We start from the raw sequence: 26,080 nt of genomic DNA, 5'->3' as shown, positions 1-26,080 counted from the left end.
GATTAGCAGTGGTTGAAATTGATTTGAATCATCTCTACAAAAAATATGATCACGCGGAGGAAGCAGCGGTCAAGGACTTTGACCTCCACGTCAAAGATAAGGAGTTCATCGTCTTTGTCGGTCCATCCGGTTGCGGGAAGTCCACAACTTTACGGATGATTGCGGGCCTTGAAGACATCACGGAAGGCACACTTGAAATTGACCATAAAGTGATGAACGATGTCGCCCCAAAGGATCGGAACATTGCAATGGTCTTCCAGAATTATGCTTTGTACCCACACATGACCGTATACGCCAATATGGCCTTTGGTTTAAAACTACGGCACTACAAGAAGGATGATATTGATGCCAGGGTGCAAAATGCCGCTAAAATTCTGGGCCTAACCGACTTTCTCGCCCGTAAGCCAGCCGACCTGTCAGGTGGCCAGCGGCAGCGGGTAGCCCTGGGAAGAGCAATCGTTCGGGATGCCCCGATCTTTCTGATGGACGAGCCATTGTCAAACCTTGATGCTAAACTGCGCGTCACGATGCGTGCGGAAATTGCCAAATTACACCAGCGGCTTAATACGACCACCATCTATGTTACCCACGACCAAACTGAAGCGATGACGATGGCCGACCGGGTTGTTGTAATGTCCACCGGTGAGGTTCAGCAAATCGGCACACCTAAAGATGTTTATCAGAACCCTAAGAACCAATTTGTAGCGGGCTTCATCGGTTCACCGGCGATGAATTTCTTCACGGTCACATATCAGGACGGCAGAATCAGTGACGGTCGGAGCCTCAAATTGGCGGTGCCTGAAGGCCGAGCCCGGATTTTGGATGCTAAAGGGTACAACGGTAAGCAAGTCATCTTCGGCATTCGGCCGGAAGATATTCACGCTGAAGAGACATTTTTGACAACCTGGCCAGATGCAGTCTTGAAGTCAAAAGTGGTTGTCTCAGAATTGCTCGGAGCGACTGTGCAAATGTACCAGAAACTTGATGACACTGAGTTTGTTGCAGTGGTGCCAGCACGCGCATTGCATACACCGGGGGACGTTGTGGACCTGGGCTTTGATATTAACAAAGGACATTTCTTTGATCAGCAGACAACGAATGCAATTGTTGAGGATAGCGCAGATTGTGCCTACTAGAGCTCGGATAACCTTGTCCCAGAGCACTATGCTTTTGCACTTGAGGAGGTGTTGCCATGGATGAATGGTGGCGTAACGCCGTAGTCTACCAGATTTATCCACGTAGTTTTCAGGACAGTAACGGTGACGGCATTGGGGATATTCCGGGAATCATTTCCCAACTGGATTACCTCGCCGAACTGGGGATTGATGCAATCTGGTTGAGTCCGGTGTACAAGTCACCGGGATTGGATAACGGCTACGATATCGCGGATTATCAGGCCATTGATCCCCAGTTTGGCACGATGGCAGATATGGATGAATTGATTGCTGAGGCCCACCGGCGAAATATTCGAATCATCATGGATTTGGTTGTTAATCACACTTCAGATCAACATGAGTGGTTTAAACAATCACGCCGGTCACGGAATAATCCGTATCGGGATTTCTACATTTGGCGTGACGGCAAGAACGGAGTGGCACCAAACTCCATGCAGTCGGGATTCTCCGGCTCAGCTTGGCAGGAAGATTCGCGAACCGGGCAGTATTATTTACACCTTTTCAGTGCCGGTCAGCCAGATTTGAATTGGGCTAACCCAGCAGTTCGCCGGGCAATCTACCGGATGATGAATTTTTGGCTTGATAAGGGCATCAGCGGTTTCAGGATGGACGTAATTGATTTAATCGGTAAAGATCCCGACCACGAGATTCGTGAAAATGGGCCGCACCTGCATGAGTATCTGCAGGAAATGAACACCGCTACGTTTGGCCGGGGTGACTTTATGACCGTCGGCGAAACATGGAGCGCAACACCAAGCCTTGCCCAGAAGTATTCTGATCCGCGGCGGAATGAGCTTTCGATGGTCTTTCAGTTTGAGGCCATGCAACTAGATAAACAAGCCGGTAAGGAAAAATGGGATTGGCGGCCACTTCAAACTGCTGAACTCAAAGCGGTTTTGAACAAGTGGCAGACGCAGCTTGATTATCATGCCGGTTGGAACAGCCTGTTCTGGAACAATCACGACTTGCCACGAATTGTCTCGCGGTGGGGAGATGATGATAAGTGCCGAGTTACTAGTGCGCAGATGTTTGCAATCCTGCTGCACTTGATGCGCGGGACGCCATACATCTACCAGGGCGAAGAAATCGGCATGACAAATTATCCAGTTGAGTCGATTGCAGAAGTTGATGATATTGAGAGCATCAACATGTACAACGAGCGGCTCGCAGCGGGAGCAAAGCCTGCTGATCTAATTGCCGCAATCAACCGAATGGGGCGGGATAATGCGCGTACGCCGATGCAATGGACAAATGCTTCTGGGGCTGGATTTACAAGTGGCCGACCGTGGCTACATGTTAATCCGAATTACCGCGAAATTAATGTCGCCGCAGCGAAGGCCACACCACATTCGGTGTACACCATGTACCAACGTTTAATTAAATTGCGGCATTCAGAACCAATTATTACAGATGGCGAGTATGAGCCCATTACTTCCGTACCTGACGCAGTTATGGCATATTACCGCTCTTATGAAGACACCAGGTGGTTGGTGGTGGCAAATCTGACGAATAAAGAACAGATCATTAATTTACCGGTCAAATTTAAGCAAGTACTGATTACCAATTATTCAAGAGTACCTAAAACCTTAGTTAACGCGATACTGGCGCCGTATCAAGCTTTCGCCGTTGTGGTTAACTAAAATTCGTAATTGTTTTTTTAGGAAATTATTCCATTGGGAGGAATTTTACGATGAAACTATGGAAAAAGATTGGACTCGTTAGCAGTTCAATTATTGCAGTAACTTTGCTTGCAGCATGTGGCAACAGTTCGAGTTCTTCGGACACCAAGTCAACCTCGGACAAAGTAGCTGGGAACGTTAAGCTCTGGGTCGACACCACGCAGGTATCCTACTACAAGAAGATTGCTAAGAACTTTAACAAGAAGTACCCAGACGTCAAGGTTAAGGTTACCCAGAGTCCAAACGGGTCAGCGAATGCGAAGACCGACGTAGCGAAGGACCCGGCTAAGGCTGCTGATGTGTTTGAGGTGCCAAATGATCAGCTCGGCGCCATGGCCAACCAAGGGTACATCAACCCACTATCACCAGCCGCGACTGCTTACGTTAAGAAGAACAACACCGCCGTTTCTGGTAAAGGGGTTGAGTGGAAGAACAAGTTATATGGCTATCCATTCGCTGAACAAGCACAGACGCTCTATTACAATAAGTCCAAGCTGTCCGCAACGGATGTGAAGGATTGGGACGCATTGACTTCTAAAGGAGTGATTGCTACTGATTTCACCGTTCCGTACAATTTCTACCCAATTTTCCTGTCAGCTGGCACGAATCTCTATGGTAAAGATGGCGAGACGCTTAAGGGTACTAATGTAAATAATCAAATGGGTGTTAATGCGATGACCTGGTTTGCTCAGCAAAAGCACAACAAAGGGGTTATGCAAACATCAAACGCGCTCAACCAGTTGAAGTCCGGCAAGGCGACAGCAATCCTTGATGGCCCTTGGGACACAGCCAACATTAAGAAAGTTTTGGGCAGTAACTTTGGGGTTGCACCATACCCAACGGTCACAATTGGGGGCAAGAAAGTGCAAATGCAGGCCTTCCTCGGAATCGAAGCCTTTGCGGTTAACTCACACACTGATGCTAAGAACCAGAAAGCAGCAGCAAGCCTTGCACAGTTCATTACCAACAAACAGTCACAGCTGATTGTCTACAAGCACTCCGGCCAGATTCCTGTCGACAAGTCAGCACAGAAGGATTCCGCTGTCGCTAATGATGCCGCCGCACGGGCAGTTATGACCATGGCTAAGGAAGGTAATTCCACAGTTATGCCGAAGATGTCACAGATGGCAACCTTCTGGAACCTGGCAACGCCACTCATCAATGGTGCTTACACCGGTTCTATTAAGGCTAACGAGTACCCAGCCAAACTGCAGAAATTCTATGACGGGATTTCCAAAGCTAATTAGCACAAATTTAGGCTAAGGACGGCTTAACAGAAAAGTACTATTGCTAACCGGTAGCACCGTTGCCGGTTGGTGTTGAGGAAGGAGAAGCTATGTTTCAACGTAAGAAAAAGTTGCCACAAGCGGCAACGTATAGGGAAGTGTGGCAGCACGGTGATACATCCACCAAGCTATCCTTCCTCATCATGGGTTTGGCCCAACTGAGAAACAAACAGTGGGTCAAAGGCTTAGGGTTTTTGATCACCGAAATCGTTTTTGTTCTCTGGATGGCGTTCAGTGGAATCAGTACGCTGAGCATGCTGACGACCCTAGGAACAATCAAACACAAGAAAGTGGTATTTGACGCGGCACAAGGAGTTTACATCACGAAAATGCCGGATAACTCGGTTGTTATCCTACTCTTCGGAGTGTTGGCGGTCATTCTCTTGGTTGCCATGATTGGCCTGTATATTGTTAACTTGAAATCGGTTCGCAACCTATACGTCTTGCACCGTGATGGGGAACACGTTCCGACCAACGGTGAGGAATTAAAGTCACTGCTTGATCAACGCTTGCACATAACATTGCTAGCAATCCCCATTGTTGGAATTGTTGCCTTCACAATTTTGCCAACGGTTTACATGATTTCAATGGCGTTTACCAACTACGATGCTAAACATTCAATTGGTTTTTCTTGGACTGGTTTCAAGGCGTTTGGCAATGTTCTAACCGGCGACCTGGCCGGGACTTTCTTCCCCGTTCTGGGCTGGACCCTAGTTTGGGCGGTTTGTGCAACAGCCACCACGTTTTTCTTCGGGGTATTGCTGGCCATGCTGATTGAGTCTAAGGGGATTAAGCATAAGGGGCTGTGGCGGACAATTTTCGTGATTGTCTATGCTGTCCCGCAGTTTATCTCGCTGCTCATGATGGCTCAGTTCTTGGATCTACAAGGGCCGCTGAACACGTTGCTCCTCAATTGGGGGTGGATCAGCCACCCAATCAATTTCATCAGTGCATCGGCTAGCCCATTAGTGGCCCGAATCACTGTTATCGTTGTTAACATGTGGATTGGGATTCCAGTTTCAATGCTGGTCTCTACGGCTATTATTCAAAATCTGCCGCAAGATCAAATCGAGGCCGCACGGATGGACGGTGCGAACGCCTTTCAAGTGTTCAGAGCAATCACTTTCCCCCAGATTCTCTACGTAATGGCGCCAGCACTGATTCAGCAGTTCATTGGGAATATTAACAACTTCAACGTCATCTATCTGTTGACCGGTGGTTACCCAATGAACAATAACTACAATGGTGCCGGGGATACAGACTTGCTTGTTACCTGGCTCTATAACTTGGTATTCGGGCAAACGCAGCGATACAATGCATCGGCAGTGTTGGGGATTCTCATTTTCATAATCAGCGCTACCTTCTCGCTTCTGGCATATCGCCGTACCAACGCATTTAAGGAGGGTTAGCCTTGAAATCGTATAAAACGCAGCGCCGCATCTCACTGATTTTGCGCTACATCCTACTAAGTCTGCTGGCCGTTGTTTGGATTTTCCCGATTGTTTGGATCATTTTGGCCAGTTTCTCGTACAACGATACGGGGTTCGTTTCGACCATCTGGCCGGATAAATTCACGTTGCAGAACTACGTTGGTATTTTCACCAGTTCACAATTTCCGTTTGTGCACTGGTTGGCCAACACGTTCTTTGTTGCAGTAATCTCCGCCACTTTGTCCACCTTCGTAACCATCTGTGTGGCGTATGTTCTCTCGCGTTTGCGTTTCCGCTTGCGCAAACCATTCTTGCAAATTGCCTTGGTCCTCGGAATGTTTCCGGGCTTCATGTCAATGATTGCGCTTTACTACATCCTGAAGAGCTTCAACATGTTGAATCTTTTCGGACTGATTCTGGTGTACGTTGGTGCTGCAGGCTTAGGGTTTTATGTCGCTAAAGGGTTCTTCGACACTATTCCCCGGGCAATTGACGAGGCAGCAGAGATGGATGGTGCTACTAAGTGGCAGACCTTCATTCACATCGGCTTACCAATGTCACGGCCAATCATCGTTTACACGGCCTTGATGGCATTCATCGCACCATGGATTGATTTTATCTTCTCGGGGATTATCCTGTCGTCTAGTGGTAACGCGAAGAACTATACCATTGCGTATGGGCTCTACAATATGGTGCACACAACAAAGGGCACCTCTACGTTGTACTTCACCCAGTTCATCGCGGGTTGTGTTATCATCGCGATTCCGATTACGATTCTGTTCATCATCATGCAGAAGTTCTACGTGAACGGTATTACTGCTGGTGCAGATAAAGGATAACTATGAACAGCAACTGCTGCAGCCAGTGGTTGCTGTTTTTGAGCTCTTTGGCAAAGATAACTGATGCGAACGTACACATACGCATTTGTGGATTAACAAGCATATGTTGTTGGGCAATTGTCCCACCAATAAAAGCGCTTTAATAACGGCAGTAATTTATGCTAAACTTATAGGTGCGGCTCGCCGCTGAATAGAACATAACAAACAGGAGGGACCCGCACTTGGTTACTTTATCTGATGTCGCAAAAGAAGCAAATGTTTCCAAAATGACAGTGTCACGAGTCATCAATCATCCGGAACAGGTGACAGATGAGCTGCGGCAACTGGTAAAGGACGCAATGGCGTCGCTCCAATACCAACCTAATGTGGCGGCTAAGGCTCTTGCCAACAATCGCACGAATGTGATCAAAGTGGTCATTCTTGAGGATGTAGAAGTAACTGAACCGTACTACATGAATTTATTGTTTGGCATTGCTAAGGGGTTGGATCGGCAGCAGTATGCACTACAGCTTGTGACTGATCGAAGTCACTTGACTGATGGTAATCCGGATGGCTACATTGTGACCGGAGCACGCAATGATGATATCAAGTTGCTAGATCAGCTGGCCGAGCCCGTTGTGGTTTTTGGCGAGAATCGGTACGGCTATGATTTCATCGATACCGACAACAAACTCGGCATCCAAAAGGCGACCGAGTTTGCAGTCGCCAAAAATTATCAGTCAATCATCTTCATTGGTATTGACGTGAAAGAACCGTTCGAATATTCACGTGAAGCGGGTTATATCAATACCTTGCAGAAGCATAAAATGCTGCCCCGGATACACCGGATGGCGAATCACTCCCATCTGTCGCAAAGGTTCATTAACGAACACTGGCATGAATTTGCACGGAATACTATTTTTATTTGTGCCAGCGATCGGCTTGCGGTAGGGGTGGTTCGGGCAATCATCCAAAACGGCGGTAGTATCCCCAAAGATTTTGGGGTCATTGGTTTTGATGGAGTGCTACTTGATCAGGTTAGTAATCCACAACTAAGCACGGTCCGTCAGCCAATTATGCAGTTGGGTGAACTACTTGCACGCATGCTACTGCAAAAGATTGCCCAGTCGGGTGCACAGCAAGGAGAAACAATGATTACGCCTGAATTGGTGATCCGTGACACAACCAGAAACTAGGATGATAATCGGTTACGGGTATCAATAGGCTTAGACGTTTATTAGTTTTAATTTACGCGCAAATGATTGTGTTAATTTGCGACTGGGTTTATGCTGGTGGCACTTTGGAGGGGATAACATGGCTAAAAAAGTTGAGCACCAAACTGATGCAGACCGGGCTGCTGCGTTGCTGGCTGCGCTCAGTCAGGCGTATGCAAGTGACTACGCGCAGGCGCACCCAGACTTGCGGCAGCAACTCTTGCAGGCTGCCAAGGAGCTGGATGCACACGCGGACCATTACGTGCAGGTCAGACACGACTTGCGCCAGATTTTGTTGAACCTGATCATGGTTGGCGGCATCAAGGAGCTGGACCCCGGGCTGGATGCGGTGGGCAAAATTGTCCTGGCCGTGGATAACGGCAGCCTGGAGAAAACGGCGGGGTTGTCGACCATCATGCTGCCAATTTGGTTTGGCGGTAAGCTGTAAGTCGCCCCAGTGTTGCTTAAGTGTAGTAAACTATATCTAGACAATTTAGAACTGGAGACGAGTTAATGCTCAATAAGGTGCAGCAAAATAAGTATGAGGTTACAGAGCCATTCAGCGGAGTGATTACGGTTGATGGCGCGGAAGCCAAGCAGGAACTGACGCGCGGCGACATCTTTGAAGTTGTCGAAGTGCGCAGCGATGCGGATGGCAACAAAATCGCCGTCGTGTGCAAGCCGGGCCTGAGCGACTACCTGGAACTGCCAGCCGCCGCTGTGCAGACCAACTGCCGGCCACTGACACAACTGGAGTTTATGCAGCGCGACGAAAAGTTTGGCGCCGCCAGCTGGAACTACCGCCTGTACCAGCAGGATGACCTCGAGGACGACTGCGCAGACTAAGACAATGTAATAAATCTAAACTGGACCACCCGCATGAGCAATGGGGGTGGTTTTTTAGTGGGTTGCGGAATCTAGAGGTAAACCTGATGTTGTTATCGTATGCAAAATGAATGCCGCCAAGCCGTCCAGAAGAGCTCCCATCTATGCAACAATAAATAAAGTGTAGGCCCTTTCAAAAAAATCTCTTAACTAAATAATTGACATATGAAAACAGTAAAATCGGCTTGTTTCCCAAAACGCTTACAAACCGTACCGCGTGCGGATTGGGGCAAAAGACAATGTTGTTGTTATGTTGCGAGATTCGTCACAAATTTGACATAGAGTTAAAATCTATGCAAAAATAAAGACAGTTGTTAACCCCGAAATAATAATCAAATAGTTACATCAGCATCGAAGAGTTGATTATATCTAAGAAGGAGAGCGTATGGAAAAAATAAGAGTGGAAAAGCTTACAAAGATTTTTGGCGGCCACGTCAAACAAGTGCAAAACATGCTTAAGGACGGCAAAAGCAAGCAGGAAATTCTCGCCGCAACTGGAGCAACGGTTGGGGTCAACCAGGCCTCCTTCAGCATTGAAGACGGCGAGATTTTTGTAATTATGGGTTTGTCCGGATCCGGTAAGTCGACCATGATCCGAATGATCAACCGCCTGATCGACCCGACCAGCGGCAGCGTGTATCTGGACGGCAAGGACATTGCTAGCATGGACAAAGAGGCCCTGCGCAATGTGCGCCGGCAGCAGCTGAGCATGGTCTTCCAGAATTTTGCCCTCTTCCCTAACCGCAGCGTGCTCGATAATGCCGCGTATGGGCTCGAGATTCAGGGTGTTAAGCAGGACGAACGCTACGAGAAGGCCATGGTCGCACTCAAACGTGTTGGTCTTGAAGGCTATGAGCAGCAATATCCAAGCCAGCTCTCTGGCGGGATGCAGCAGCGGGTCGGTTTGGCCCGCGCACTTGCCAACGATGCGGACGTGCTCCTGATGGACGAAGCCTTCTCCGCACTCGACCCCTTGAACCGGAAGGACATGCAGGATGAACTGCTGGAACTGCAGGAAGAACTGCACAAAACCATTATTTTCATCAGTCACGACCTGAACGAGGCGCTGCGAATTGGGAATCACATCCTGATCATGCGCGATGGGAACGTCGTGCAGGTGGGGACGCCTGAAGACATCCTCACCCAGCCGGCGAACGAGTACGTCGAACGCTTCATCGAAGACGTTGATCGGACCAAGGTCATCACCGCCGGGAGCGTCATGATCCGGCCGTACACCGTGAACATCGATACCGACGGGCCGCGAGTCGCGTTGCGGCAAATGCGGGCCAACGAGGTTTCTACCCTCATGGTCGTCGACAGCAAGCGTGAGCTCATCGGCGTGATCGATGCGCGGGACACAATCAAGTTGATTGAAGATGACAAGGAGCACAAGGTGCAGCGGCTCGACAGTATCGTTAACCACGACGTTGCTACTACGACCGCGGACACGCCATTGCACAAGCTGATGGATACCTTTGCGCAGACATCGATGCCGGTTGCCGTGCTTGATGACCGCAAAAAGCTGCGCGGCATCGTGATTCGTGGGGCCGTGCTCGCCGCAATGGCCGGAAGGGAAGTGGCAGATAATGACTAACTTATTCGCCTTAACGAGCGTGCCGAAGCTGCCACTTGCCGGCTGGATCGACAGTTTTGTTGACTGGCTTGCTAGCTTCACCGGCTTTTTCAACGCCGTGACCAATTTTGTTGCGGGCATAAACGCCGCGATTCAGTGGGTGTTTGATTTATTACCGATCCCGCTCTTCATCATCGTGATTATGGCCTTGACCTGGTACATCACCCGCAAAAAGCCGCGGAAGTGGAGCCTGCTTGTTTTCGAAGCGGTCGGCCTGCTGTACGTCTGGAACCAGGGCTTCTGGCGCGACATGACCCAGACGATTGCCTTGGTCTTGACCGCCAGCCTGATTGCGCTCGTCATCGGGATTCCGCTCGGGATCTGGATGGCCAAAAGTGACATCGTGCAGGCAATCTTCAAACCCGTCTTGGACTTCATGCAGACGATGCCCGCCTTCGTTTACCTGATTCCAGCGGTTGCACTGTTCGGAATTGGGACCGTACCTGGGGTGATTTCCGCGTTGATTTTTGCGATGCCGCCAGTTGTGCGCATGACCAACCTGGGGATTCGCGAGGTGCCGAAAGACCTGATCGAAGCCGCCGATGCGTACGGTTCAACGACCTGGCAAAAGCTGATTAAGGTGCAGTTGCCACTCGCCCAGCAGTCCATCATGGCCGGGGTCAACCAGACCATGATGCTCGCGCTGTCCATGGTTGTGACCGCATCAATGATTGGTGCGATGGGCTTGGGTGAAAAAGTTTACTTCGCTGTCGGCCGTAACGACGCCGGGAACGGCTTTGCCGCCGGGCTCGCCATCGTCATTTTGGCCATCATCCTGGACCGGATCACGCAGGCGCTGAACGCTCAGGGTCAGGGAAAGTAGGTGCTGATTTTGCATAAAGTTACTAAGCTCAAACTACTACTGAGCGGCTTGGCACTGCTGCTGGTCGTGCCACTCGCCGCTTGTTCGGCCAAGGCGGCCGCGTACGATTCCAGCAAGCCACTCGGACCGCAAGTTAACTACACCATTACTGGCATCGACGCCGGGGCCGGGGAGATGGAAACCACGCAAAAGGCCCTCAAGCAGTACCACCTTGAGGACCATAAGTGGCAGCTGCAAACCAGCTCGACCGCCGCGATGACCACGCAGCTCGGCAAGGACATCAAGAACAAGCAGCCGATCGTCATCACTGGCTGGCAGCCACACTGGATGTTCACCAAGTACAAGCTGAAGTTCCTGAAGGACCCCAAGAACGTTTATGGTAGTAGTGAAAATATCCACACCATCGTGCGCAAGGGCCTGAAGAAGGACAAGCCGTCCGCGTACACGGTGCTCGACCGCTTCTACTGGACGCCAGCGCAGATGTCGGCGGTCATGATCAAGGTCAACGCGGGGATGGCGCCCCGCAAAGCCGCACGGGAGTGGCTCAAGGCCCACCCCGAGCAGCTCGCCAAGTGGACCAAGGGCGTTAAGCACGTACACGGGGACAAAATTAAGATGACCTATGTATCCTGGGACTCAGAGATTGCCTCTAGCTTCGTGGCCGCTGAGGCACTGCGGACTGTTGGCTATAAGCCGACGCTGCAGGCGATGGAGATGCAGCCGCTGTGGGCATCGATTGCGACGAACGCCGCGGACGCGATGACCTGTGCCTGGCTGCCGAACACGTCCGGCCGTTTCTATCACCAGTACCGCAGCGAAATCACCGACTTGGGTGTTAACCTGCGCGGGGCGAAGGTTGGCCTTGCGGTGCCGACCTACATGACGAATGTGAATTCGATTGAAGATTTGAAGAAGTAGGGAAATGCTGCTGCATGACTGACTGGTCGTGCGGCAGCTTTTGTGTCTTAGTGGCCGGGTGGGGTGCGCATCTTCCTCCATTCCGCTATTGGGGGTGACGGCAGGCATGCTGGGGCCGCCTGCAGCCTTGGCAAAGTTCGTGCCAAGGCTTCCGGCTGAACTTCGAGCCCGCCGTGTTATCGTGCACTGCCACGGTAAACTATTTTGTGATACTTCCTAGTTACCAGCGGTCTCTACGTTCTCCCCGATAATCAGCGAAAATCACGCTGATTATCGCGACAGCATGGTCACCCCCAATAGCTGCACTCCGGAAGAGACGCACCCCGCCCTACTTTAGCTGTTTTGTAGTCGTATTGACGCGACTGGAATCACCGCGGCTTTTGCCAGTATATTGTCCAACCATCTGTTGTGCGGGTAGTAGTAAGAATTGACTCCAGCATGATTGGCTCTAATGCCCTGTTGTGTTAAATTTAGCGTTAATAAAGTCGCAGCGTTCAGACACTGAAAAAGGAGCTCATCATGATAGAAATTCGCTACATGAACCGTCCCGAAGCCAAAGAATATTTGCAATGGGACTATCCTGCACCGTACGCGTTTTACAACATTCCGGCCGCCGCACACGTTGACGAGATGGCGAATATTTTTGCTGACGATGGGGATGACTACTATTCCGTTCTTGAAGACGACATCTTGATTGGCATGTATGAGTTTTCCTTCCCGGACGGGGTGCTGGAGCTCGGATTGGGTTTAGCTCCTGAGTATATGGGTGCTGGGCGCGGGCGTGATTTTGTGCAGCAGGGAATTGACTTCGCCCGTAGTCGCTACCACTATGCCGGTCCAATCACATTAGAGGTAGCGGACTTCAACGCCCGTGCGCGCCACGTGTACGAAGAACTGGGCTTCAAGCAGATTGGTACGCGTGATGCCAATGCTTACGGGACGCCGGTGACGTTTATCAAAATGCAACTCGATAAGTAGGGCTTGACTGTGTTATCGCGACAACCGTGCTTTTCGGTATATTACCCGGGAAATAAGTCGGTATCATCGTTTGTTCACGCTGCAGTCAGCATTAACCGAGGCATACAATGTAGAACATTCTGATGGGTTTAGCTTAGACATTACCTGATAGTAGACAATTTTTTAGACAATCTGTTTTGCTTTGAATCGCTTAAGTAGGGCGGTGGGCGCCTCTTCCGGAGCGGAGTTTGTGGTAGTGACCATGCCGAAACGAATATTGAAGGTAGTAGTCTTGCGGGCTTTGCAAGGCTACTACATTCAATATTCGGGGATAGTGGAGAGACCGCTAGTATGATTAAAACTGCCTGGTAAGCTTACCGAAGACGTTGCGAAAACACGGCGGGCTCGGAGCTAAGGTGGAATAATTGACCCGGTTCTGGTCAATTATGTAACCGACCCCGGCATGCCTGTCTGTCACTACCGCAAACGTAGCGGAGGAAGATGCGCCCACCGTCCGGCAGCTTCACACCCACCCGATTTTGCGCGAACATTTACTGTGCTCTCAAGCAGCAACTGTTGTTTTCAGATATACTAGTCTGCAAAGAGTAATTACGAAAGGAACAATCATGAATCACTATTACACCAACGACCCAGATTTAGAACACAATGAACACACCTTCGCCTTTGAACTCGGCGGCCACGAGCTGCGCTTCACCAGCGATAACGGCGTGTTCTCCAAGCACACCATCGACTACGGCAGCCGCGTCCTTATCTCCGCGGTGCTGGACCAGCCCGCGCTGGCGGCCGGGTCCATTCTGGATCTTGGTTGTGGTTACGGCCCCATCGGTATTTCCATGGCGGCGGCCCTGCCAGAACGCAAAATTGTGATGAGTGATGTTAACGAGCGGGCGCTCGCGCTGGCTAAGCGTAACGCCGCCGCTAACGGGGTGGATGCGCGCTGCACCATCGTTGAGTCCTCCGTTTACGACGCAATTAGTGACCAGTTCGGGGTCATCGTCACCAACCCCCCAGTCCGGGCGGGCAAGGCAATTGTTAGTGCCATGATTAGTGGTGCCAAGGAGCACCTGCTGCCGGGCGGTGAGATTTTCGTTGTCCTCCAGAAGAAACAGGGGGCGCCGAGTGCCAAGAAGTTGCTCGCGGCAACTTTTGGCAACGCTGAAGTCATTAAAAAGGACAGTGGTTACTACATTCTGCACGCAACTGCCGCGCAGGAGGCTTAGTAATGGCACCGACACCTAAACAAATTACTGAATTCATGCACGCCGCTGAAGATGAGGCGCAGATGGCCGGCATCATCGGTGAAGTCCCCATCGGCGCGGTGGTCGTGCATGATGGCAAGATTGTCGGCCGTGGCCACAACCTGCGTGAGCACAGCCAAAATGGAACGCATCACGCGGAAATGATGGCGATTGAAGAGGCCTGCCTTGTTTTGCACACCTGGCGGCTGGAAGAGTGTGACCTTTACGTCACGCTCGAGCCCTGCCCGATGTGCGCCGGTGCGATGATCAACAGTCGCGTGCGCACCTGTTACTGGGGTGCGGCTGACCCTAAGGCCGGGGCCGCGGGGACACTTGTGGACCTGTTAACAGACACCCGTTTTAACCACCAAGTTGGTTCCGTTGGCGGCGTGGATGCGGACATCAGTGCCAAAATGCTGCAAGACTTCTTCCGCGGTATCCGGGCCAAGCGCAAGGCGGCTAAGAAGCAAAAGCAGGCTGCAGCCGCAGCTAGCACTACCACTGTGGTCGCTGACCCAGCCGTGGCGCACGCGGAAGCTGAGCACGAGGAACCGGAAATCACCGGGTTGGCCGTGCTTAAGTACGCCGCTAAGCTGGAAGCCAAGCAAAAGCAGGCGGACCAAGACGCAAAAGCTGCTAACAAGTAGGTAGAACATCATTTTGTCACTGGTAATGTGACACAGAACTTACCCGCGACATTAATGCGCGCTTCAACCCTAGCCAAACTAAGTGCAGGCGTGTATAATTAATTTTGCCGCAAGGCCTTAAGGCAATGGTGGGCTTCTGAATCGTGTCAGGTCCGGAAGGAAGCAGCACTAAGGTTGCATCGTCATGTGCCTTTTGTTTTTGAGATAATTGACACCCGAGAGTCGGAAACGACTGCTCGGGTTTTTGTTTTGAGAGTGGGCCCCAATGTGGTTAGCTCCTGAGCATTAGTATAAAAGCCACCAAGTCCTGTACCTTAGGACTTGGTGGCTTTTGGACTAAGCGGAAGGAGCTGCATTGGGATCCACGTTTGTAGGCCGACTCCTCACCGTAACTAAGATTGGTCAGGAGTCGGCCGGCAGCGATGGTGTTTACTAAACTTGGGATAGCTAAATATGCATTAACACTTTTGTTTTGCCCAGTGCTTTCCGCGGGAGAAAGCCCAGCTATGTATGTTAGAATGGAATGCAGATATAATATTTACATATAGGACGGAAGAGAGGATGGTTGCGGTGAGTTATCAGGCATTATACCGGGTGTGGCGCCCGCAGACTTTTGCGCAAGTGGTCGGTCAAGAGGCCATCACCCAGACGCTGAAGAACGCGGTCATCAGCAAGCAAACTAGCCACGCGTACCTGTTCACCGGACCGCGGGGCACAGGAAAAACGTCCGTGGCCAAAATTCTGGCGAAGGCGCTCAACTGTTTGCACCCAGTTGACGGCGAGCCGGACAACACTTGTGAAATCTGTACGGCAATCAACGAGGGCAGTGAGCCTGATGTCATCGAAATCGATGCCGCCAGTAACAACGGGGTCGATGAGATTCGCGACATTCGCGACAAGGCGAAGTACGCCCCGGCCGAAGCTAAGGTCAAAGTCTACATCATCGATGAAGTCCACATGCTGTCGACGGGGGCCTTCAACGCCCTGCTGAAGACGCTGGAGGAACCACCGGAGCACGTGGCCTTCATTCTGGCGACCACCGAACCGAACAAAATTCCGGCGACCATCATCTCGCGGACGCAGCGCTTTGATTTCCGCCGGATTACCAGTGCGGACATTCAAAAGCACCTCGCATTAATTTTGGACGACAAGGGCATCAGCTACGACCAGAAGGCGCTCGCCGTGATTGCGCGGGCGGCTGACGGCGGGATGCGGGACGCACTTTCCATTCTCGATCAGGTGCTTAGTTTTGGTCAGGATCACGTGACCGAAGCCAACGCCCGCTCGGTAACTGGCTCCGTCACCACGGCCCAACTCGGCGCCTACCTGAAGGCGGTCCATGGTGGCGACGCGGCCAGCGGAATGGGTATCATTGATGACATCCTGAGCGCCGGCCGGGATAGTGCCCGCTTGCTTGAGGACCTGATTGCTTACGCGCGCGACTTGCTTGTGCAGCAGTCAGCACCCAAGCTGATTGATGCCGCGGAGATGGCACTGCTGGACGAGCAGTTCGCTGACCTCGCCAAAGCATTGCCATCGCGCTGGCTCTACCACGCGATTGACGCCATGAGCAGCACTCAGCAACAGTTGCGGGCGACCAATCAGCCGGACCTATATCTGCAGGTCCTGACGGTGCGCTTGAGTGAGCCGCTTCCGGAAGTGAGCGGTGCAACTGCGGCTGCAGCGGCACCTGCACCGCAGCGCAATGACGCGGACGCCGCGACCATTGCCAAACTGCAACAGGCTGTCCAGCAGTTGCAGGCAACTGTTCAGACGCTCAGCACCACTGGGACTTCAGCGCCCCAGAAGGCCAAGGCCGCGCCGAAACGCAGCGGTCGGCGTCCGGCGGCGGTCAACACCAATGCGATTTACCCGATTTTGGAACACGCGACCCGGGATGACTTGAACAAACTCAAGGATGTCTGGCCGGACGTTTTGGACCGGCTCGCGGGCATGCAAAAGAGCATGATGAAAATCAGCGAACCCGTTGCCGCCAGTCCAGACGGCGTGATCGTTAGTTTTGACAATGACTTCTACATCGAGCAGGTCAAAAGCGACGCAACGCTGCTCCAGGACATGGCGGACGGCTTGAAGGCCATGACCGGGCGGGACGAACGTGTCGTGCTGGTCGAGCAGAAGCAGTGGCCAACGGTGCGGCAGAACTTCATCAAGGAAGTCGGCTTCAAGAAGAGCAAGCAGCAGGAGCAGGAGAATCCGCCCCTCCAGCCGCAGCCGGCCCCAGAGAAGCAGGAGCCGGAAGTGGTTAAGAAAATTACCGATTTGCTCGGTAGCGACAACGTTCAAATCAAGAACGACTAATATACAAGCATATGCTCCCCGCGTGTGTGGGGGTAATTAAAACAACTAACAAGGAGAACTGAACAATGCCAAATATGGGAATGGGTAACATGCAGAACATGATGCGTCAGGCACAGAAGCTGCAGAAGCAGATGGAAGAAGCACAAAAGGAGCTGAACGCCAGCACTTTTGAGGGCGTTAGTGCCCAGAACTTAGTCAAGGTCACCTTCACTGGTGAACGCAAAATGACCGACATCAGCATTGACCCAGCCGCAATCGATCCCGACGATCCCGACACGCTGGCGGACCTGGTTCTAGAGGCCGTTAACGATGGTTTGGGCAAAATCGACACCACCACGCAGCAGAAGATGGGCCGGTACACCAAGGGCTTCGGAATGTAATTTTTCCTGCCAGCAGGTTTAGTGAGGTAAGCAATGCAATATCCTGATCCAATTAACAAGTTAATTGATAGTTACATGAAGCTACCCGGAATCGGCGAGAAGACCGCGACCCGGCTGGCTTTTTTCACCATCGACATGAACAAGGACGACGTGGACGCTTTTGCCAAGAGCCTCGTTGATGCGAAGACCAAGCTGCACTACTGCTCCATCTGCGGGAACATCACCGAAGACGATCCCTGCAGCATTTGCAGTGACCCGTCCCGCGACCAGAGCAAAATTCTGGTGGTTGAGCAGCCAAAGGACGTCATGAGCATGGACCGCATGGATGAATTCCACGGCTTGTTCCACGTTTTGCACGGGGTACTGTCCCCAATGGAGGGCGTCGGGCCCGATGACCTCAACATCGCTAGCCTGCTGCGTCGCCTGCAGGACAACGAAACGGTGACCGAGGTGATCGTTGCGACCAACGCTACGCCTGAGGGTGAGGCAACCGCAACCTACTTGGCGCGGCTGATCAAGCCCGCTGGTATCAAGGTCACCCGGCTCGCGCACGGCTTGTCCGTTGGTAGTGACATCGAGTACGCCGACCAGATGACCTTGATGAAGGCTGTCGAGGGCCGGACAGAACTGTAAGGAGAGGATTCCGATGTTTGGACGCAAGAAAGAAACAGTTAAGCAGGAAACAGACGGGAAGCTGCTGGAACTGATTTATGCGACGCGTGATCAGCTCGCCAAGGAGCGGAAGCTGCTGAACACCGCCACTGACGTCGACACGGAGCGGCAAAAGGCCAGTGTGGCGCTGCAGGAAGGCTTGTTTGATTTTCTGCACCGGCAGGCTCGGACCAGAAACGTTGATCCAGCGCAGGTGGCCAGTTTCTCCATCCGCAATAATTTGGAACGGATCAACTAAGTAAGGATGAGTGAACATGACAACTAGGTTTATCACCTTCGAGGGTCCGGACGGTGCTGGTAAGGACAGTGTCTTGGACATAGTGATTCCCCAGGTGCGGGAACATTTACACCGCGAGCTCGTGGTCACCCGCGAACCGGGTGGCGACCACATTGCCGAGCAGATCCGTGACCTGATTTTGGATCCCGATAACAAGGCAATGGACGAGCGGACCGAGGCGCTGCTGTATGCGGCGTCCCGGCGCCAGCACCTGCAGGCGGTCATTGAGCCGGCCCTGGCGCGCGGCGGCGTGGTGATCTGCGACCGCTTCGTGGATAGTTCCATCGCTTATCAAGGTGCCGGGCGCGGCATCGGCGAACAAGCAGTTGCGGATCTCAATGGTTTTGCAACGAACGGCCGGACTCCGGACCTGACGATTTATCTCGATGTACCTGCCGCCGTGGGGCTCGAGCGGATCCGGACGCACCGGAAGAATCAGCAATACGACCGCCTCGATCAAGAGGAGGCGGCTTTTCATGAGCGGGTGCACGACGCCTATCTGCGCTTGGTGCATAACAATCCGCAGCGCATCGTGACCGTGGACGCCACGGCAGCCTTGCAGGACGTTGCGGCCGAAACGCTCAGTATCCTGCGCGCCCATCTTGCCGGCGATTGGCAGTAGGCGCCTAATCAAGGAGGATTTTTCATGAAGTTAGTACTTGCCATCATTCAAGATCAGGATGCAGGCCGTTTGAGTGCTGCATTCGTTGACGAAAACGTGCGCGCCACCAAGCTCAGTTCGACTGGGGGCTTTTTGCGGGCGGGTAATTCGACCTTCATCGTTGGGGTCGAGGATGACCGGGTGCAAAAGGTTCTGGAAATCATCAAGAACAACTGCCAAGCGCGCGATGAGTACACGACTGCGCCACTGATCTCTGTGGATGCAGTTAGCACTGACGCGACAGCGGGCCAGCCACTCGAAGTCCGGGTTGGGGGCGCAACCGTCTTTGTACTGCCGGTTGACGCCTTCCACCGTTTCTAATGGCCGCGATTACCGAGCTCCAGGGCGAGCTCACGCAGCAGTTTCGGCAAATCATCGCCAATGATCAGCTGAGCCAGGCATATATTTTTGCCGGTGCCCGCGGGACGGGCAAGGAGGCGCTGGCGCAATGGATCGCCCAGCGCTTGTTTTGCACTAACCTGCAGGACGGGATGCCCTGCGGCGAGTGTGCCGAGTGCAAGCGGATCGCTTCTGGCAACAACCCCGATGTGCTGACCGTCCGTCCCGACGGCCTGAGCATCAAGACGGAAGCCGTGCGCAACCTGAAGGAAGAAATGAGCAAAAGCTCCGTTGAGGGTCACGCCCGCGTGTTCATCATTGAAGATGCGGACAAAATGACCGTTAGCGCGGAGAACAGCTTGCTCAAATTCTTCGAGGAGCCCTTGCCGGGGATGCTGATTATTTTGACCACGACCGCCAAAAACCAGCTGTTGCCAACCGTGCTCTCACGGGCGCAGATCATCAACTTCCCGGCGCCCGCGCGGAAACTGGTGCTCGCGCAGCTGCGGGCCGGGGGCGTCTCGACGCACTTAGCGGGCTTGATTGCCGGCATCACCAGCGACATTCCGGGCGGGATCGCACTCGCAGCCGATGAGGAGTTCACAAACCGCCTGGGCAAAATCCTAGGCTTGTGCAGCTTGCTGGCTAAAGGTGACAGCCTAGCCTTTCCCTATATTCAGACCGACATTGTGAAACAGGTGACCGGCCGCGATGAGCAGCGGCAGGTGCTGCAGATCCTCGGTCTTGTGTATTCAGAAGCACTCAGCCGTAGCTATGGCCGCGAACCCCTAGTGCTGCCGGATAGTGACGCGCTTACTGAGCTGAGCCGGCAGTCATCCGCGCAGCTGGCGAACGCACTGGCTGTAGTTCTAGAGGGCACGGGGCTTTTGAACAGCAATGTGGCTTTTCAGGCCCTTTTGGAACAACTAGTGCTGCGGATTTTGAAGGGCAGCGCGGCTTAAATACTAGTACCAGCAGTGAACTAATGAGATGTGGACGGAACAAGACCACAGGAGGATTTAGATGGCTAAGACGGACGTATTTGGAGAGTTTATGAACGTCAGCAAGCAGGCCGCTGATCACGCCGCCAAGCTCGCGCAATTGAAGGATGACGTAACGGCAATCATGGAACAAAACGCGGAACTGCGGATGGAGAACCAGCACCTGCGCGAGCGCGTTGAGGAGCTGACAAATCGCGATAACGCGAAGGCAGCCGAATTGCGTGGCGCTGGCGGCATGACCAAGTCCAAACAGAATTTGGAGAAGATTTACGGTGAGGGTTACCACGTCTGCTCGAAGTTTTACGGGCAGCACCTAGAGGCCGGTGAATCCTGTGCGTTCTGCTTAGACATACTGTACGGTGACCGCTAAAGCCGGGGCGTTTGCTGCGCTCGGGTTGATATGGAGGGATTATGCAAGTTCAATCAAGTTTCGCAAAGCACCAGACGGGGACCTTATACTTAGTGCCAACGCCAATTGGCAATCTCGACGACATGACCTTTCGCGCCGTTGCGACGCTTAAGGACGTTGATTTAATCGCCGCGGAGGACACGCGTAATACCAAGAAGCTGCTCAACCATTTTGAAATTGAGACGCGCCAGATCAGTTTCCACGAACATAATACGCAGCAACGGATCCCCGAGCTGATTGCTAAGCTGCAAGAAGGAACTAACATCGCGCAGTGCAGTGATGCGGGGATGCCCTCGATTTCGGACCCCGGTAAGGAGCTCGTCGTTGCGGCAATTGCTGCCGATATTCCCGTTGTGCCCTTACCTGGCGCTAACGCCGGCATCACGGCACTGATTGCGTCCGGACTCGCACCGCAACCCTTTACTTTCTATGGTTTCCTGCAGCGCAAGAAGAGCCTGCAGGAGGAAGAACTGGCCGCGCTGGCCCACCACCAGGCGACCCTGATTTTCTACGAGGCGCCGCACCGGTTGGGCAAAACCCTGCAGGCGATGATCACGGCATTCGGCGCGGACCGGCAGGCGGTACTCGCTCGGGAACTGACCAAGCGCTATGAGGAATTCGCCCGCGGCACGCTTGAGGAACTGACCATTCAGGCCCAGGAGCCGCGCGGAGAGTACGTCATTTTGGTTGCCCCTGGTCCCGCGGAGGAAGACGCGGCCGTTGAAGCGGCCAACGAGCTGCCACTGCGCGAGGAGATCGACCAGCTGATCGCCAAGGGAATGAAGCCGAACGCGGCCATCAAGGTGGTTGCGAAGGACCGCGGCCTGCAACGGCAGGATGTGTACGCGGAGTACCACGAATTCAAGGAGGACGACGAATAATGCGTTATGGAGAGAAGATGCGCCTTCCTGTATATTTTGCCACCCAAGACGGCAGTATTAGCATTGCCGCCATTGTGAACATCGTGCAGCAGGTGTCAGAGAACCAACTGACCGCGCTCGGTGAGGGGATGAAGGGACTCGCCGAATATGGTGCCGGTTGGGTCATCACCCAGTCGCACATTCAGATCACCCGGACGCCGCGCGCCGAGGAACCCGTGACCGTCTGGACGGAAGCCAACAGTTACAACCGGCTTCTGACCTACCGTGACTACGGAATCGATGACGCGGATGGGAATGCGCTGGTGCGCGTTACCAGTACTTGGGTCATGATCGACCTCAAGAAGCGCAAGCTTATCCCCATCATCGAAGAGGCCGTCCAGGGTGTCGGCGCCAAGAAGGACCCGCACGTGAAGCGCCTGCCACGGGTTGCCAAAATTGACACGGTGACCGGCTCCAAGCCGTACCAGGTTCGCTACTTTGACATTGATCCCAACCGGCACGTCAACAACGTCCACTACTTCGACTGGATGCTAGATGCGCTTGGTGACGACTGGTTGCTCAGCCATCGCCCGCGGGAAATCAACATCAAGTATGAACGTGAAGTCGAAATTGGTGCGGCACTGAATTCTGAATTCGAAATCGTTCAGGAGGACGCAACACCGGTTACGCGCCACCGCGTTCGCAGCGGTGACACCACGAACGCCGAGGCGGAGATTGCTTGGGTCGAGCTCTAAGAATGGTAATTGAATAACTATTGGTGCGGCTGCGGTCGCCCCTTTTTTGTTCTTAAATTCAAAAACAAAAAGCATAGTTTACCGATTCTGCACGAAAATACCAGTGGTGCGTCCATATAATAACAAGCAGGGGGGAAGACTGGAGAAGATAAATGAAAAATTCAGTACTTCCAATGAAACAAGTTGTCGGCAATTTGGGCGCAATCAGAGATTACTTAGCGGCGTGGGCCCGCGTGACGGCCACACTGCAACGGATCAACGAACAATCCGGGCGCACGATGACCACGGTTTGTTTTACCGACGAAATCAGTCAGGACGTAATCAAAATCAACGTTGTTTTTGGTGGTCCGCTCGATGTGAAGCGTGCGAACGCACGAACGCTATGGAACTTGTGGCGCTCCGGTTACACCTTCCGCTGGCATGACTCCGCCATAGGTCCGAACGACTACAACGTGAATCACCAAGTTTATTGCCGTATGCGTGGATGATCATGTCTTGTCAGACAGGCATATTCGTGATATTGTATGTAAGTAAGCTTATTGCTTATAAATAATAAGGAGTAGGGCGCAGCGCGTTAAGTGTCGGTGGAACGGAATGTGAACACCGAACGAAGTCTTCATGACGCGGTGCTGGGCCCGCATTCGCCTGGATAAGGCGTCTCCAATGGGAGATGGCAGCAATGCAAGTAGTAAGTTTATCAAGCCCCAAACTGACGACCAGAAACACCGTCTACATGGCCATGTTAATGGCAATGCAGCTGGTTCTGGGCCGGTTCTCGGTGGGTAATGACTGGATCAAGGTCAGCCCAGCGTTTATCGCGACCGCAGTTTTGGGCTATTATTTTGGCCCGTGGCTCGCCGCGCTGGCTGGGGCAATTAATGACCAGTTGGCCTTCCTGCTATGGGGGACTGGCGCCAATTTCCTCGGCTTCACGCTGTCCGCAGCGGTCGGGGCACTGATTTACGGTCTGTTTTTCTACAAACAGAAATTGACCGTTTGGCGGGCGGTTCTTGCGAGTTTGTTCGTGGTGGGAGTCGTTAACATTGGGCTCGACACCCTTTGGCTCGTGATGATGGGCTTTAAGTTTAACGTCATCATCTGGCCGCGGGTGCTGAAGAACCTGGTCGTTTGGCCGATTCAGAGCGCACTGATTTACACCATTCTGGAGGCGGTCCACCGCGTGCGGCCCCGTTTAGAGAAGAGATAGTTGATTAGTTCGAATATCGCTAAGGAACCTTCAGCTGCGTCCGCAGCTGGAGGTTCTTTGATTTAAAGGGAACTGTGCTAGAATTAGAGAGAATATTTTAGTGAAAATATTTTGGAGGGTGGAAACAGATAATGAACATACTAGCGTTAGATACTTCTCTACAGGCAATGAGTGTCGCGGTTTTGCAGGACGGCACCTTGCTCGGTGAGACCACCCTGAACCGGATGAAAACGCACAGTCAGCAATTGCTGCCAACAATCGAGAATTTGGTCAAGCTGGCTGGACTCACCCCGGAAGAATTAGACGGGGTTGCAGTGGCATATGGGCCTGGTAGTTACACGGGTCTGCGAATCGGGGTCACGACCGCCAAAACTTTGGCCTACACACTGCAGATTGCCCTCTATGGGGTTTCCAGTCTGGCTGTGCTTGCCGCGAACGTGCGCGCCGATGAGCGTTTGATCGTGCCACTAATGGACGCGCGCCGCGGCAATGTTTTTGCGGGCATGTACCAGTGGAAAAACGGCAAACTCGATAACGTCGCGCTCGACAAGCACGTCAGCTTGGAACAACTGTGTGCGGAGACGGCAGCACTGACGCAGCCGGCGATTTTTGTTGGGGCCAACGCGCAGATGCGTGCCCAGATCAAGGATGCACTGGGTAGTCAGGTCAGCTTTACGGATGAAGTGAGTGGACTGCCACGGGCTAGTCGGGTCGCGGAACTTGCGGCGCAGACAACACCCGTCGATGTCGACTCGTTTGTACCGCACTACTTACGCTTGACCGAGGCGGAGAACAACTGGCTGAAGACGCACCCCGGGCATGAACACGATGACAACTATGTTGAAAAAGTTTAGTGAGTGGCTACAAGGCCAAGAAGCACCGGACCGCAAGTTTCACGCGAAGAGCGTTACGCTTGGCGGACGGGTATACCAATTAAACCGAATGGAACTCCGCGATGTTGGAGTGGCATTAGAAATGGAGCGGGCGATCTATGGGGACACGCCCTGGGATCGCTACGCTTTTTTGTCCGAATTGCAAAAGCGGCGCACATCGCTGTATTTGGCGTGCTTTGACGAGCGGCAGGAGAACCTGCTGGGAATCATCGGCGGTTACTTTCGCGGCGACCGCGCACATGTCACCATTTTGCTCATCGATCCCCAGTATCAGCGCCAGGGTCTAGGCAGGATGCTAATGCAAGAGATGATTGAAATCGCGCGCCAGCAGGGCCGGCAGCGGATGACGCTGGAGGTGGCGGTGGATAACGTGCCCGCGTTGCATCTCTACCACGAACTCGGGTTCAAGGAAGGCCACATCCGCCGGAATTACTACACGAACGAACATAAAGATGCTATGGATATGGAGCTTAGTCTAGTTGACGTGGGCGCCGGGAGGGATACGAATGAGTAAAGACGAGTTAATTCTCGCATTTGAATCTAGTTGTGATGAGACATCGGTGGCGGTGATCAAGAATGGCGACGTCATCTTGAGCAATATTATTGCGACCCAAATCAACAGTCACAAGCGCTTCGGTGGGGTCGTTCCGGAAGTGGCCAGTCGGCATCATGTCGAAGAAATAACGATGATTATTGATGACGCACTGAAGGAGGCCGGGGTTGATTACGCCGACCTTGACGCCGTGGCCGTGACTTATGGGCCTGGCCTCGTGGGCTCGTTGCTCATCGGCGTGACCGCGGCCAAAACGATTGCCTACGCGCACCACCTGCCGTTGATTCCGGTCAACCACATGGCCGGCCACATCTACGCGGCGGCTTTTGTCACCAAGCTGCAGTACCCACTGCTGGCCCTGATGGTTTCCGGTGGGCACACGGAGCTGGTGATGTTGACGGGCCCCGCTGAGTTCACGATTATCGGTGAGACGCGCGATGACGCGGCCGGTGAAGCCTATGACAAGGTGGGCCGGGTCATCGGCATCACCTACCCCGCCGGTAAGGAAATCGACCGCCTCGCGCACCTGGGCAAGGACACCTTCGATTTTCCGCGGGCGATGGACAAGGACGACAACCTCGACTTTAGCTTCAGCGGTCTCAAGTCGGCCTTCATCAACACCGTGCACCACGCCGATCAGAAACACGAAAAGCTCAGCCGCGAAGACCTCGCCGCAAGTTTCCAGGCGGCGGTCGTTGACGTTTTGGTCGACAAGACCATGACCGCACTGAAGCAGCACCGAGTCAAGCAGCTGATCGTTGCCGGCGGAGTTGCGGCAAATTCAGGGTTGCGCGAGGCACTCAGCGCCCGGCTGGCCGTCGAGATGCCGGACGTTGAACTGATCGTGCCGCCACTACGCCTTTGCGGTGACAACGGCGCGATGGTTGGCGCTGCGGCGCACATTTTGCGCGGCAAGCAGGTTTTTGCTGACGCAACGCTTAACGCACAGCCAAATTTAAACTTCGCGCGCGCATAGAGACAGCAAATATGGCGAATTGTCAGTTGAAAATGCCTCTTTAGGCATGAATAA

General features: G+C 53.0%; 28 protein-coding genes, 1 other RNA gene, 1 pseudogene and 1 riboswitch. All 30 genes and pseudogenes read left to right on the top strand.

Annotation, left to right across the window (positions count from 1 at the left end; genetic code table 11):
- The first annotated feature begins 8 nt into the window (after positions 1–8).
- Positions 9–1,136 carry an ABC transporter ATP-binding protein gene (locus GN107_RS06085; RefSeq protein ID WP_155287104.1) on the top strand — a complete coding sequence of 376 codons (1,128 nt, stop codon included), beginning with the start codon at positions 9–11 and terminating at the stop codon, positions 1,134–1,136.
- Between the two features lie 56 nt (positions 1,137–1,192).
- Entirely contained in the window at positions 1,193–2,815 is a 1,623-nt protein-coding gene (locus GN107_RS06080) for a glycoside hydrolase family 13 protein (RefSeq protein ID WP_155287105.1), read from the top strand.
- A gap of 50 nt (positions 2,816–2,865) precedes the next feature.
- On the top strand, positions 2,866–4,101 hold the full coding sequence (locus GN107_RS06075) for an extracellular solute-binding protein (RefSeq protein WP_155287106.1): 1,236 nt from the start codon (positions 2,866–2,868) through the stop codon (positions 4,099–4,101).
- Positions 4,102–4,190: 89 nt separating this feature from the next.
- The gene (locus GN107_RS06070) at positions 4,191–5,549 is read left to right on the top strand and encodes a carbohydrate ABC transporter permease (RefSeq protein WP_155287107.1); all 1,359 of its coding nucleotides are present in this window, start codon (positions 4,191–4,193) and stop codon (positions 5,547–5,549) included.
- 2 nt (positions 5,550–5,551) lie between these two features.
- Positions 5,552–6,409, top strand: coding sequence for a sugar ABC transporter permease (locus GN107_RS06065; RefSeq protein ID WP_155287108.1), 858 nt, complete (start codon positions 5,552–5,554; stop codon positions 6,407–6,409).
- A 221-nt stretch (positions 6,410–6,630) separates the two neighbouring features.
- Positions 6,631–7,584 (top strand): LacI family DNA-binding transcriptional regulator, encoded by a 954-nt coding sequence (locus GN107_RS06060; RefSeq protein ID WP_155287109.1) that lies wholly within the window; start codon positions 6,631–6,633, stop codon positions 7,582–7,584.
- 118 nt (positions 7,585–7,702) lie between these two features.
- Entirely contained in the window at positions 7,703–8,050 is a 348-nt protein-coding gene (locus GN107_RS06055) for a hypothetical protein (RefSeq protein WP_155287110.1), read from the top strand.
- A gap of 65 nt (positions 8,051–8,115) precedes the next feature.
- Complete coding sequence (locus GN107_RS06050; protein ID WP_155287111.1) at positions 8,116–8,448, top strand: hypothetical protein; 333 nt, start codon at positions 8,116–8,118, stop codon at positions 8,446–8,448.
- Between the two features lie 424 nt (positions 8,449–8,872).
- On the top strand, positions 8,873–10,081 hold the full coding sequence (locus tag GN107_RS06045; RefSeq protein WP_155287112.1) for a quaternary amine ABC transporter ATP-binding protein: 1,209 nt from the start codon (positions 8,873–8,875) through the stop codon (positions 10,079–10,081).
- Positions 10,074–10,943 (top strand): ABC transporter permease, encoded by an 870-nt coding sequence (locus tag GN107_RS06040; RefSeq protein ID WP_155287113.1) that lies wholly within the window; start codon positions 10,074–10,076, stop codon positions 10,941–10,943. The genes GN107_RS06045 and GN107_RS06040 overlap by 8 nt, the downstream gene beginning before the upstream one ends.
- Before the next feature lie 9 nt (positions 10,944–10,952).
- Positions 10,953–11,861, top strand: a complete 909-nt coding sequence (locus tag GN107_RS06035; RefSeq protein WP_230678576.1) for a glycine betaine ABC transporter substrate-binding protein — start codon at positions 10,953–10,955, stop codon at positions 11,859–11,861.
- A gap of 519 nt (positions 11,862–12,380) precedes the next feature.
- A complete protein-coding gene (locus GN107_RS06030) occupies positions 12,381–12,839 on the top strand; it encodes a GNAT family N-acetyltransferase (RefSeq protein WP_155287114.1) in 459 nt (152 codons plus the stop codon).
- A 605-nt stretch (positions 12,840–13,444) separates the two neighbouring features.
- On the top strand, positions 13,445–14,059 hold the full coding sequence (locus GN107_RS06025; protein WP_155287115.1) for a class I SAM-dependent methyltransferase: 615 nt from the start codon (positions 13,445–13,447) through the stop codon (positions 14,057–14,059).
- Positions 14,060–14,061: 2 nt separating this feature from the next.
- Positions 14,062–14,559, top strand: a pseudogene (gene tadA / locus GN107_RS06020) (tRNA adenosine(34) deaminase TadA); the annotation flags it as partial.
- A gap of 273 nt (positions 14,560–14,832) precedes the next feature.
- Positions 14,833–14,930, top strand: an RNA gene (gene ffs / locus GN107_RS06015) — signal recognition particle sRNA small type.
- A 364-nt stretch (positions 14,931–15,294) separates the two neighbouring features.
- Positions 15,295–17,043, top strand: coding sequence for a DNA polymerase III subunit gamma/tau (gene dnaX, locus GN107_RS06010; RefSeq protein WP_155287117.1), 1,749 nt, complete (start codon positions 15,295–15,297; stop codon positions 17,041–17,043).
- Between the two features lie 80 nt (positions 17,044–17,123).
- Entirely contained in the window at positions 17,124–17,423 is a 300-nt protein-coding gene (locus GN107_RS06005) for a YbaB/EbfC family nucleoid-associated protein (protein ID WP_155287161.1), read from the top strand.
- Between the two features lie 33 nt (positions 17,424–17,456).
- A complete protein-coding gene (recR, locus tag GN107_RS06000) occupies positions 17,457–18,056 on the top strand; it encodes a recombination mediator RecR (RefSeq protein WP_155287118.1) in 600 nt (199 codons plus the stop codon).
- A gap of 13 nt (positions 18,057–18,069) precedes the next feature.
- Positions 18,070–18,333 carry a DUF2508 family protein gene (locus GN107_RS05995; protein WP_155287119.1) on the top strand — a complete coding sequence of 88 codons (264 nt, stop codon included), beginning with the start codon at positions 18,070–18,072 and terminating at the stop codon, positions 18,331–18,333.
- A 16-nt stretch (positions 18,334–18,349) separates the two neighbouring features.
- Entirely contained in the window at positions 18,350–18,994 is a 645-nt protein-coding gene (gene tmk, locus GN107_RS05990; protein WP_155287120.1) for a dTMP kinase, read from the top strand.
- Between the two features lie 24 nt (positions 18,995–19,018).
- Positions 19,019–19,354 carry a cyclic di-AMP receptor DarA gene (gene darA / locus GN107_RS05985; protein ID WP_155287121.1) on the top strand — a complete coding sequence of 112 codons (336 nt, stop codon included), beginning with the start codon at positions 19,019–19,021 and terminating at the stop codon, positions 19,352–19,354.
- Positions 19,354–20,334 (top strand): DNA polymerase III subunit delta', encoded by a 981-nt coding sequence (gene holB / locus GN107_RS05980; RefSeq protein WP_155287122.1) that lies wholly within the window; start codon positions 19,354–19,356, stop codon positions 20,332–20,334. Before darA ends, holB begins: the two co-directional genes overlap by 1 nt.
- A 61-nt stretch (positions 20,335–20,395) precedes the next feature.
- Positions 20,396–20,743 carry a DNA replication initiation control protein YabA gene (locus tag GN107_RS05975; RefSeq protein WP_155287123.1) on the top strand — a complete coding sequence of 116 codons (348 nt, stop codon included), beginning with the start codon at positions 20,396–20,398 and terminating at the stop codon, positions 20,741–20,743.
- 41 nt (positions 20,744–20,784) lie between these two features.
- Entirely contained in the window at positions 20,785–21,663 is an 879-nt protein-coding gene (rsmI, locus tag GN107_RS05970) for a 16S rRNA (cytidine(1402)-2'-O)-methyltransferase (protein ID WP_155287124.1), read from the top strand.
- A complete protein-coding gene (locus tag GN107_RS05965; RefSeq protein ID WP_155287125.1) occupies positions 21,663–22,397 on the top strand; it encodes an acyl-[acyl-carrier-protein] thioesterase in 735 nt (244 codons plus the stop codon). Before rsmI ends, GN107_RS05965 begins: the two co-directional genes overlap by 1 nt.
- Before the next feature lie 152 nt (positions 22,398–22,549).
- Positions 22,550–22,885: a hypothetical protein gene (locus GN107_RS05960; RefSeq protein WP_155287126.1), complete on the top strand. Its 336-nt coding sequence runs from the start codon at positions 22,550–22,552 to the stop codon at positions 22,883–22,885.
- 65 nt (positions 22,886–22,950) lie between these two features.
- Positions 22,951–23,046, top strand: a riboswitch (THF riboswitch).
- Positions 23,047–23,076: 30 nt separating this feature from the next.
- Entirely contained in the window at positions 23,077–23,604 is a 528-nt protein-coding gene (locus GN107_RS05955) for a folate family ECF transporter S component (RefSeq protein ID WP_155287127.1), read from the top strand.
- A gap of 131 nt (positions 23,605–23,735) precedes the next feature.
- Positions 23,736–24,458 (top strand): tRNA (adenosine(37)-N6)-threonylcarbamoyltransferase complex dimerization subunit type 1 TsaB, encoded by a 723-nt coding sequence (gene tsaB, locus GN107_RS05950; protein WP_155287128.1) that lies wholly within the window; start codon positions 23,736–23,738, stop codon positions 24,456–24,458.
- Positions 24,442–25,011, top strand: coding sequence for a ribosomal protein S18-alanine N-acetyltransferase (rimI, locus tag GN107_RS05945; protein ID WP_155287129.1), 570 nt, complete (start codon positions 24,442–24,444; stop codon positions 25,009–25,011). Before tsaB ends, rimI begins: the two co-directional genes overlap by 17 nt.
- Entirely contained in the window at positions 25,004–26,026 is a 1,023-nt protein-coding gene (tsaD, locus tag GN107_RS05940) for a tRNA (adenosine(37)-N6)-threonylcarbamoyltransferase complex transferase subunit TsaD (protein ID WP_155287130.1), read from the top strand. The genes rimI and tsaD overlap by 8 nt, the downstream gene beginning before the upstream one ends.
- Positions 26,027–26,080 lie beyond the last annotated feature (54 nt).

This window comes from Lacticaseibacillus zhaodongensis (assembly GCF_009687905.1).
GTDB classification, from domain to species: Bacteria; Bacillota; Bacilli; order Lactobacillales; family Lactobacillaceae; genus Lacticaseibacillus; species Lacticaseibacillus zhaodongensis.
This window is presented reverse-complemented; position numbering and strand designations above follow the sequence as displayed.

What these genes read in the sequence shown, in the direction of transcription:
- GN107_RS06080 (WP_155287105.1), top strand. Translation starts at nt 1,193, where the DNA reads ATGGATGAATGGTGGCGTAACGCCGTAGTCTACCAGATTTATCCACGT.
- GN107_RS06075 (WP_155287106.1), top strand. Translation starts at nt 2,866, where the DNA reads ATGAAACTATGGAAAAAGATTGGACTCGTTAGCAGTTCAATTATTGCA.
- GN107_RS06070 (WP_155287107.1), top strand. Translation starts at nt 4,191, where the DNA reads ATGTTTCAACGTAAGAAAAAGTTGCCACAAGCGGCAACGTATAGGGAA.
- GN107_RS06055 (WP_155287110.1), top strand. Translation starts at nt 7,703, where the DNA reads ATGGCTAAAAAAGTTGAGCACCAAACTGATGCAGACCGGGCTGCTGCG.
- GN107_RS06050 (WP_155287111.1), top strand. Translation starts at nt 8,116, where the DNA reads ATGCTCAATAAGGTGCAGCAAAATAAGTATGAGGTTACAGAGCCATTC.
- GN107_RS06045 (WP_155287112.1), top strand. Translation starts at nt 8,873, where the DNA reads ATGGAAAAAATAAGAGTGGAAAAGCTTACAAAGATTTTTGGCGGCCAC.
- GN107_RS06040 (WP_155287113.1), top strand. Translation starts at nt 10,074, where the DNA reads ATGACTAACTTATTCGCCTTAACGAGCGTGCCGAAGCTGCCACTTGCC.
- GN107_RS06030 (WP_155287114.1), top strand. Translation starts at nt 12,381, where the DNA reads ATGATAGAAATTCGCTACATGAACCGTCCCGAAGCCAAAGAATATTTG.
- GN107_RS06025 (WP_155287115.1), top strand. Translation starts at nt 13,445, where the DNA reads ATGAATCACTATTACACCAACGACCCAGATTTAGAACACAATGAACAC.
- GN107_RS06005 (WP_155287161.1), top strand. Translation starts at nt 17,124, where the DNA reads ATGGGTAACATGCAGAACATGATGCGTCAGGCACAGAAGCTGCAGAAG.
- recR (WP_155287118.1), top strand. Translation starts at nt 17,457, where the DNA reads ATGCAATATCCTGATCCAATTAACAAGTTAATTGATAGTTACATGAAG.
- GN107_RS05995 (WP_155287119.1), top strand. Translation starts at nt 18,070, where the DNA reads ATGTTTGGACGCAAGAAAGAAACAGTTAAGCAGGAAACAGACGGGAAG.
- tmk (WP_155287120.1), top strand. Translation starts at nt 18,350, where the DNA reads ATGACAACTAGGTTTATCACCTTCGAGGGTCCGGACGGTGCTGGTAAG.
- darA (WP_155287121.1), top strand. Translation starts at nt 19,019, where the DNA reads ATGAAGTTAGTACTTGCCATCATTCAAGATCAGGATGCAGGCCGTTTG.
- holB (WP_155287122.1), top strand. Translation starts at nt 19,354, where the DNA reads ATGGCCGCGATTACCGAGCTCCAGGGCGAGCTCACGCAGCAGTTTCGG.
- GN107_RS05975 (WP_155287123.1), top strand. Translation starts at nt 20,396, where the DNA reads ATGGCTAAGACGGACGTATTTGGAGAGTTTATGAACGTCAGCAAGCAG.
- rsmI (WP_155287124.1), top strand. Translation starts at nt 20,785, where the DNA reads ATGCAAGTTCAATCAAGTTTCGCAAAGCACCAGACGGGGACCTTATAC.
- GN107_RS05965 (WP_155287125.1), top strand. Translation starts at nt 21,663, where the DNA reads ATGCGTTATGGAGAGAAGATGCGCCTTCCTGTATATTTTGCCACCCAA.
- GN107_RS05960 (WP_155287126.1), top strand. Translation starts at nt 22,550, where the DNA reads ATGAAAAATTCAGTACTTCCAATGAAACAAGTTGTCGGCAATTTGGGC.
- GN107_RS05955 (WP_155287127.1), top strand. Translation starts at nt 23,077, where the DNA reads ATGCAAGTAGTAAGTTTATCAAGCCCCAAACTGACGACCAGAAACACC.
- tsaB (WP_155287128.1), top strand. Translation starts at nt 23,736, where the DNA reads ATGAACATACTAGCGTTAGATACTTCTCTACAGGCAATGAGTGTCGCG.
- rimI (WP_155287129.1), top strand. Translation starts at nt 24,442, where the DNA reads ATGTTGAAAAAGTTTAGTGAGTGGCTACAAGGCCAAGAAGCACCGGAC.
- tsaD (WP_155287130.1), top strand. Translation starts at nt 25,004, where the DNA reads ATGAGTAAAGACGAGTTAATTCTCGCATTTGAATCTAGTTGTGATGAG.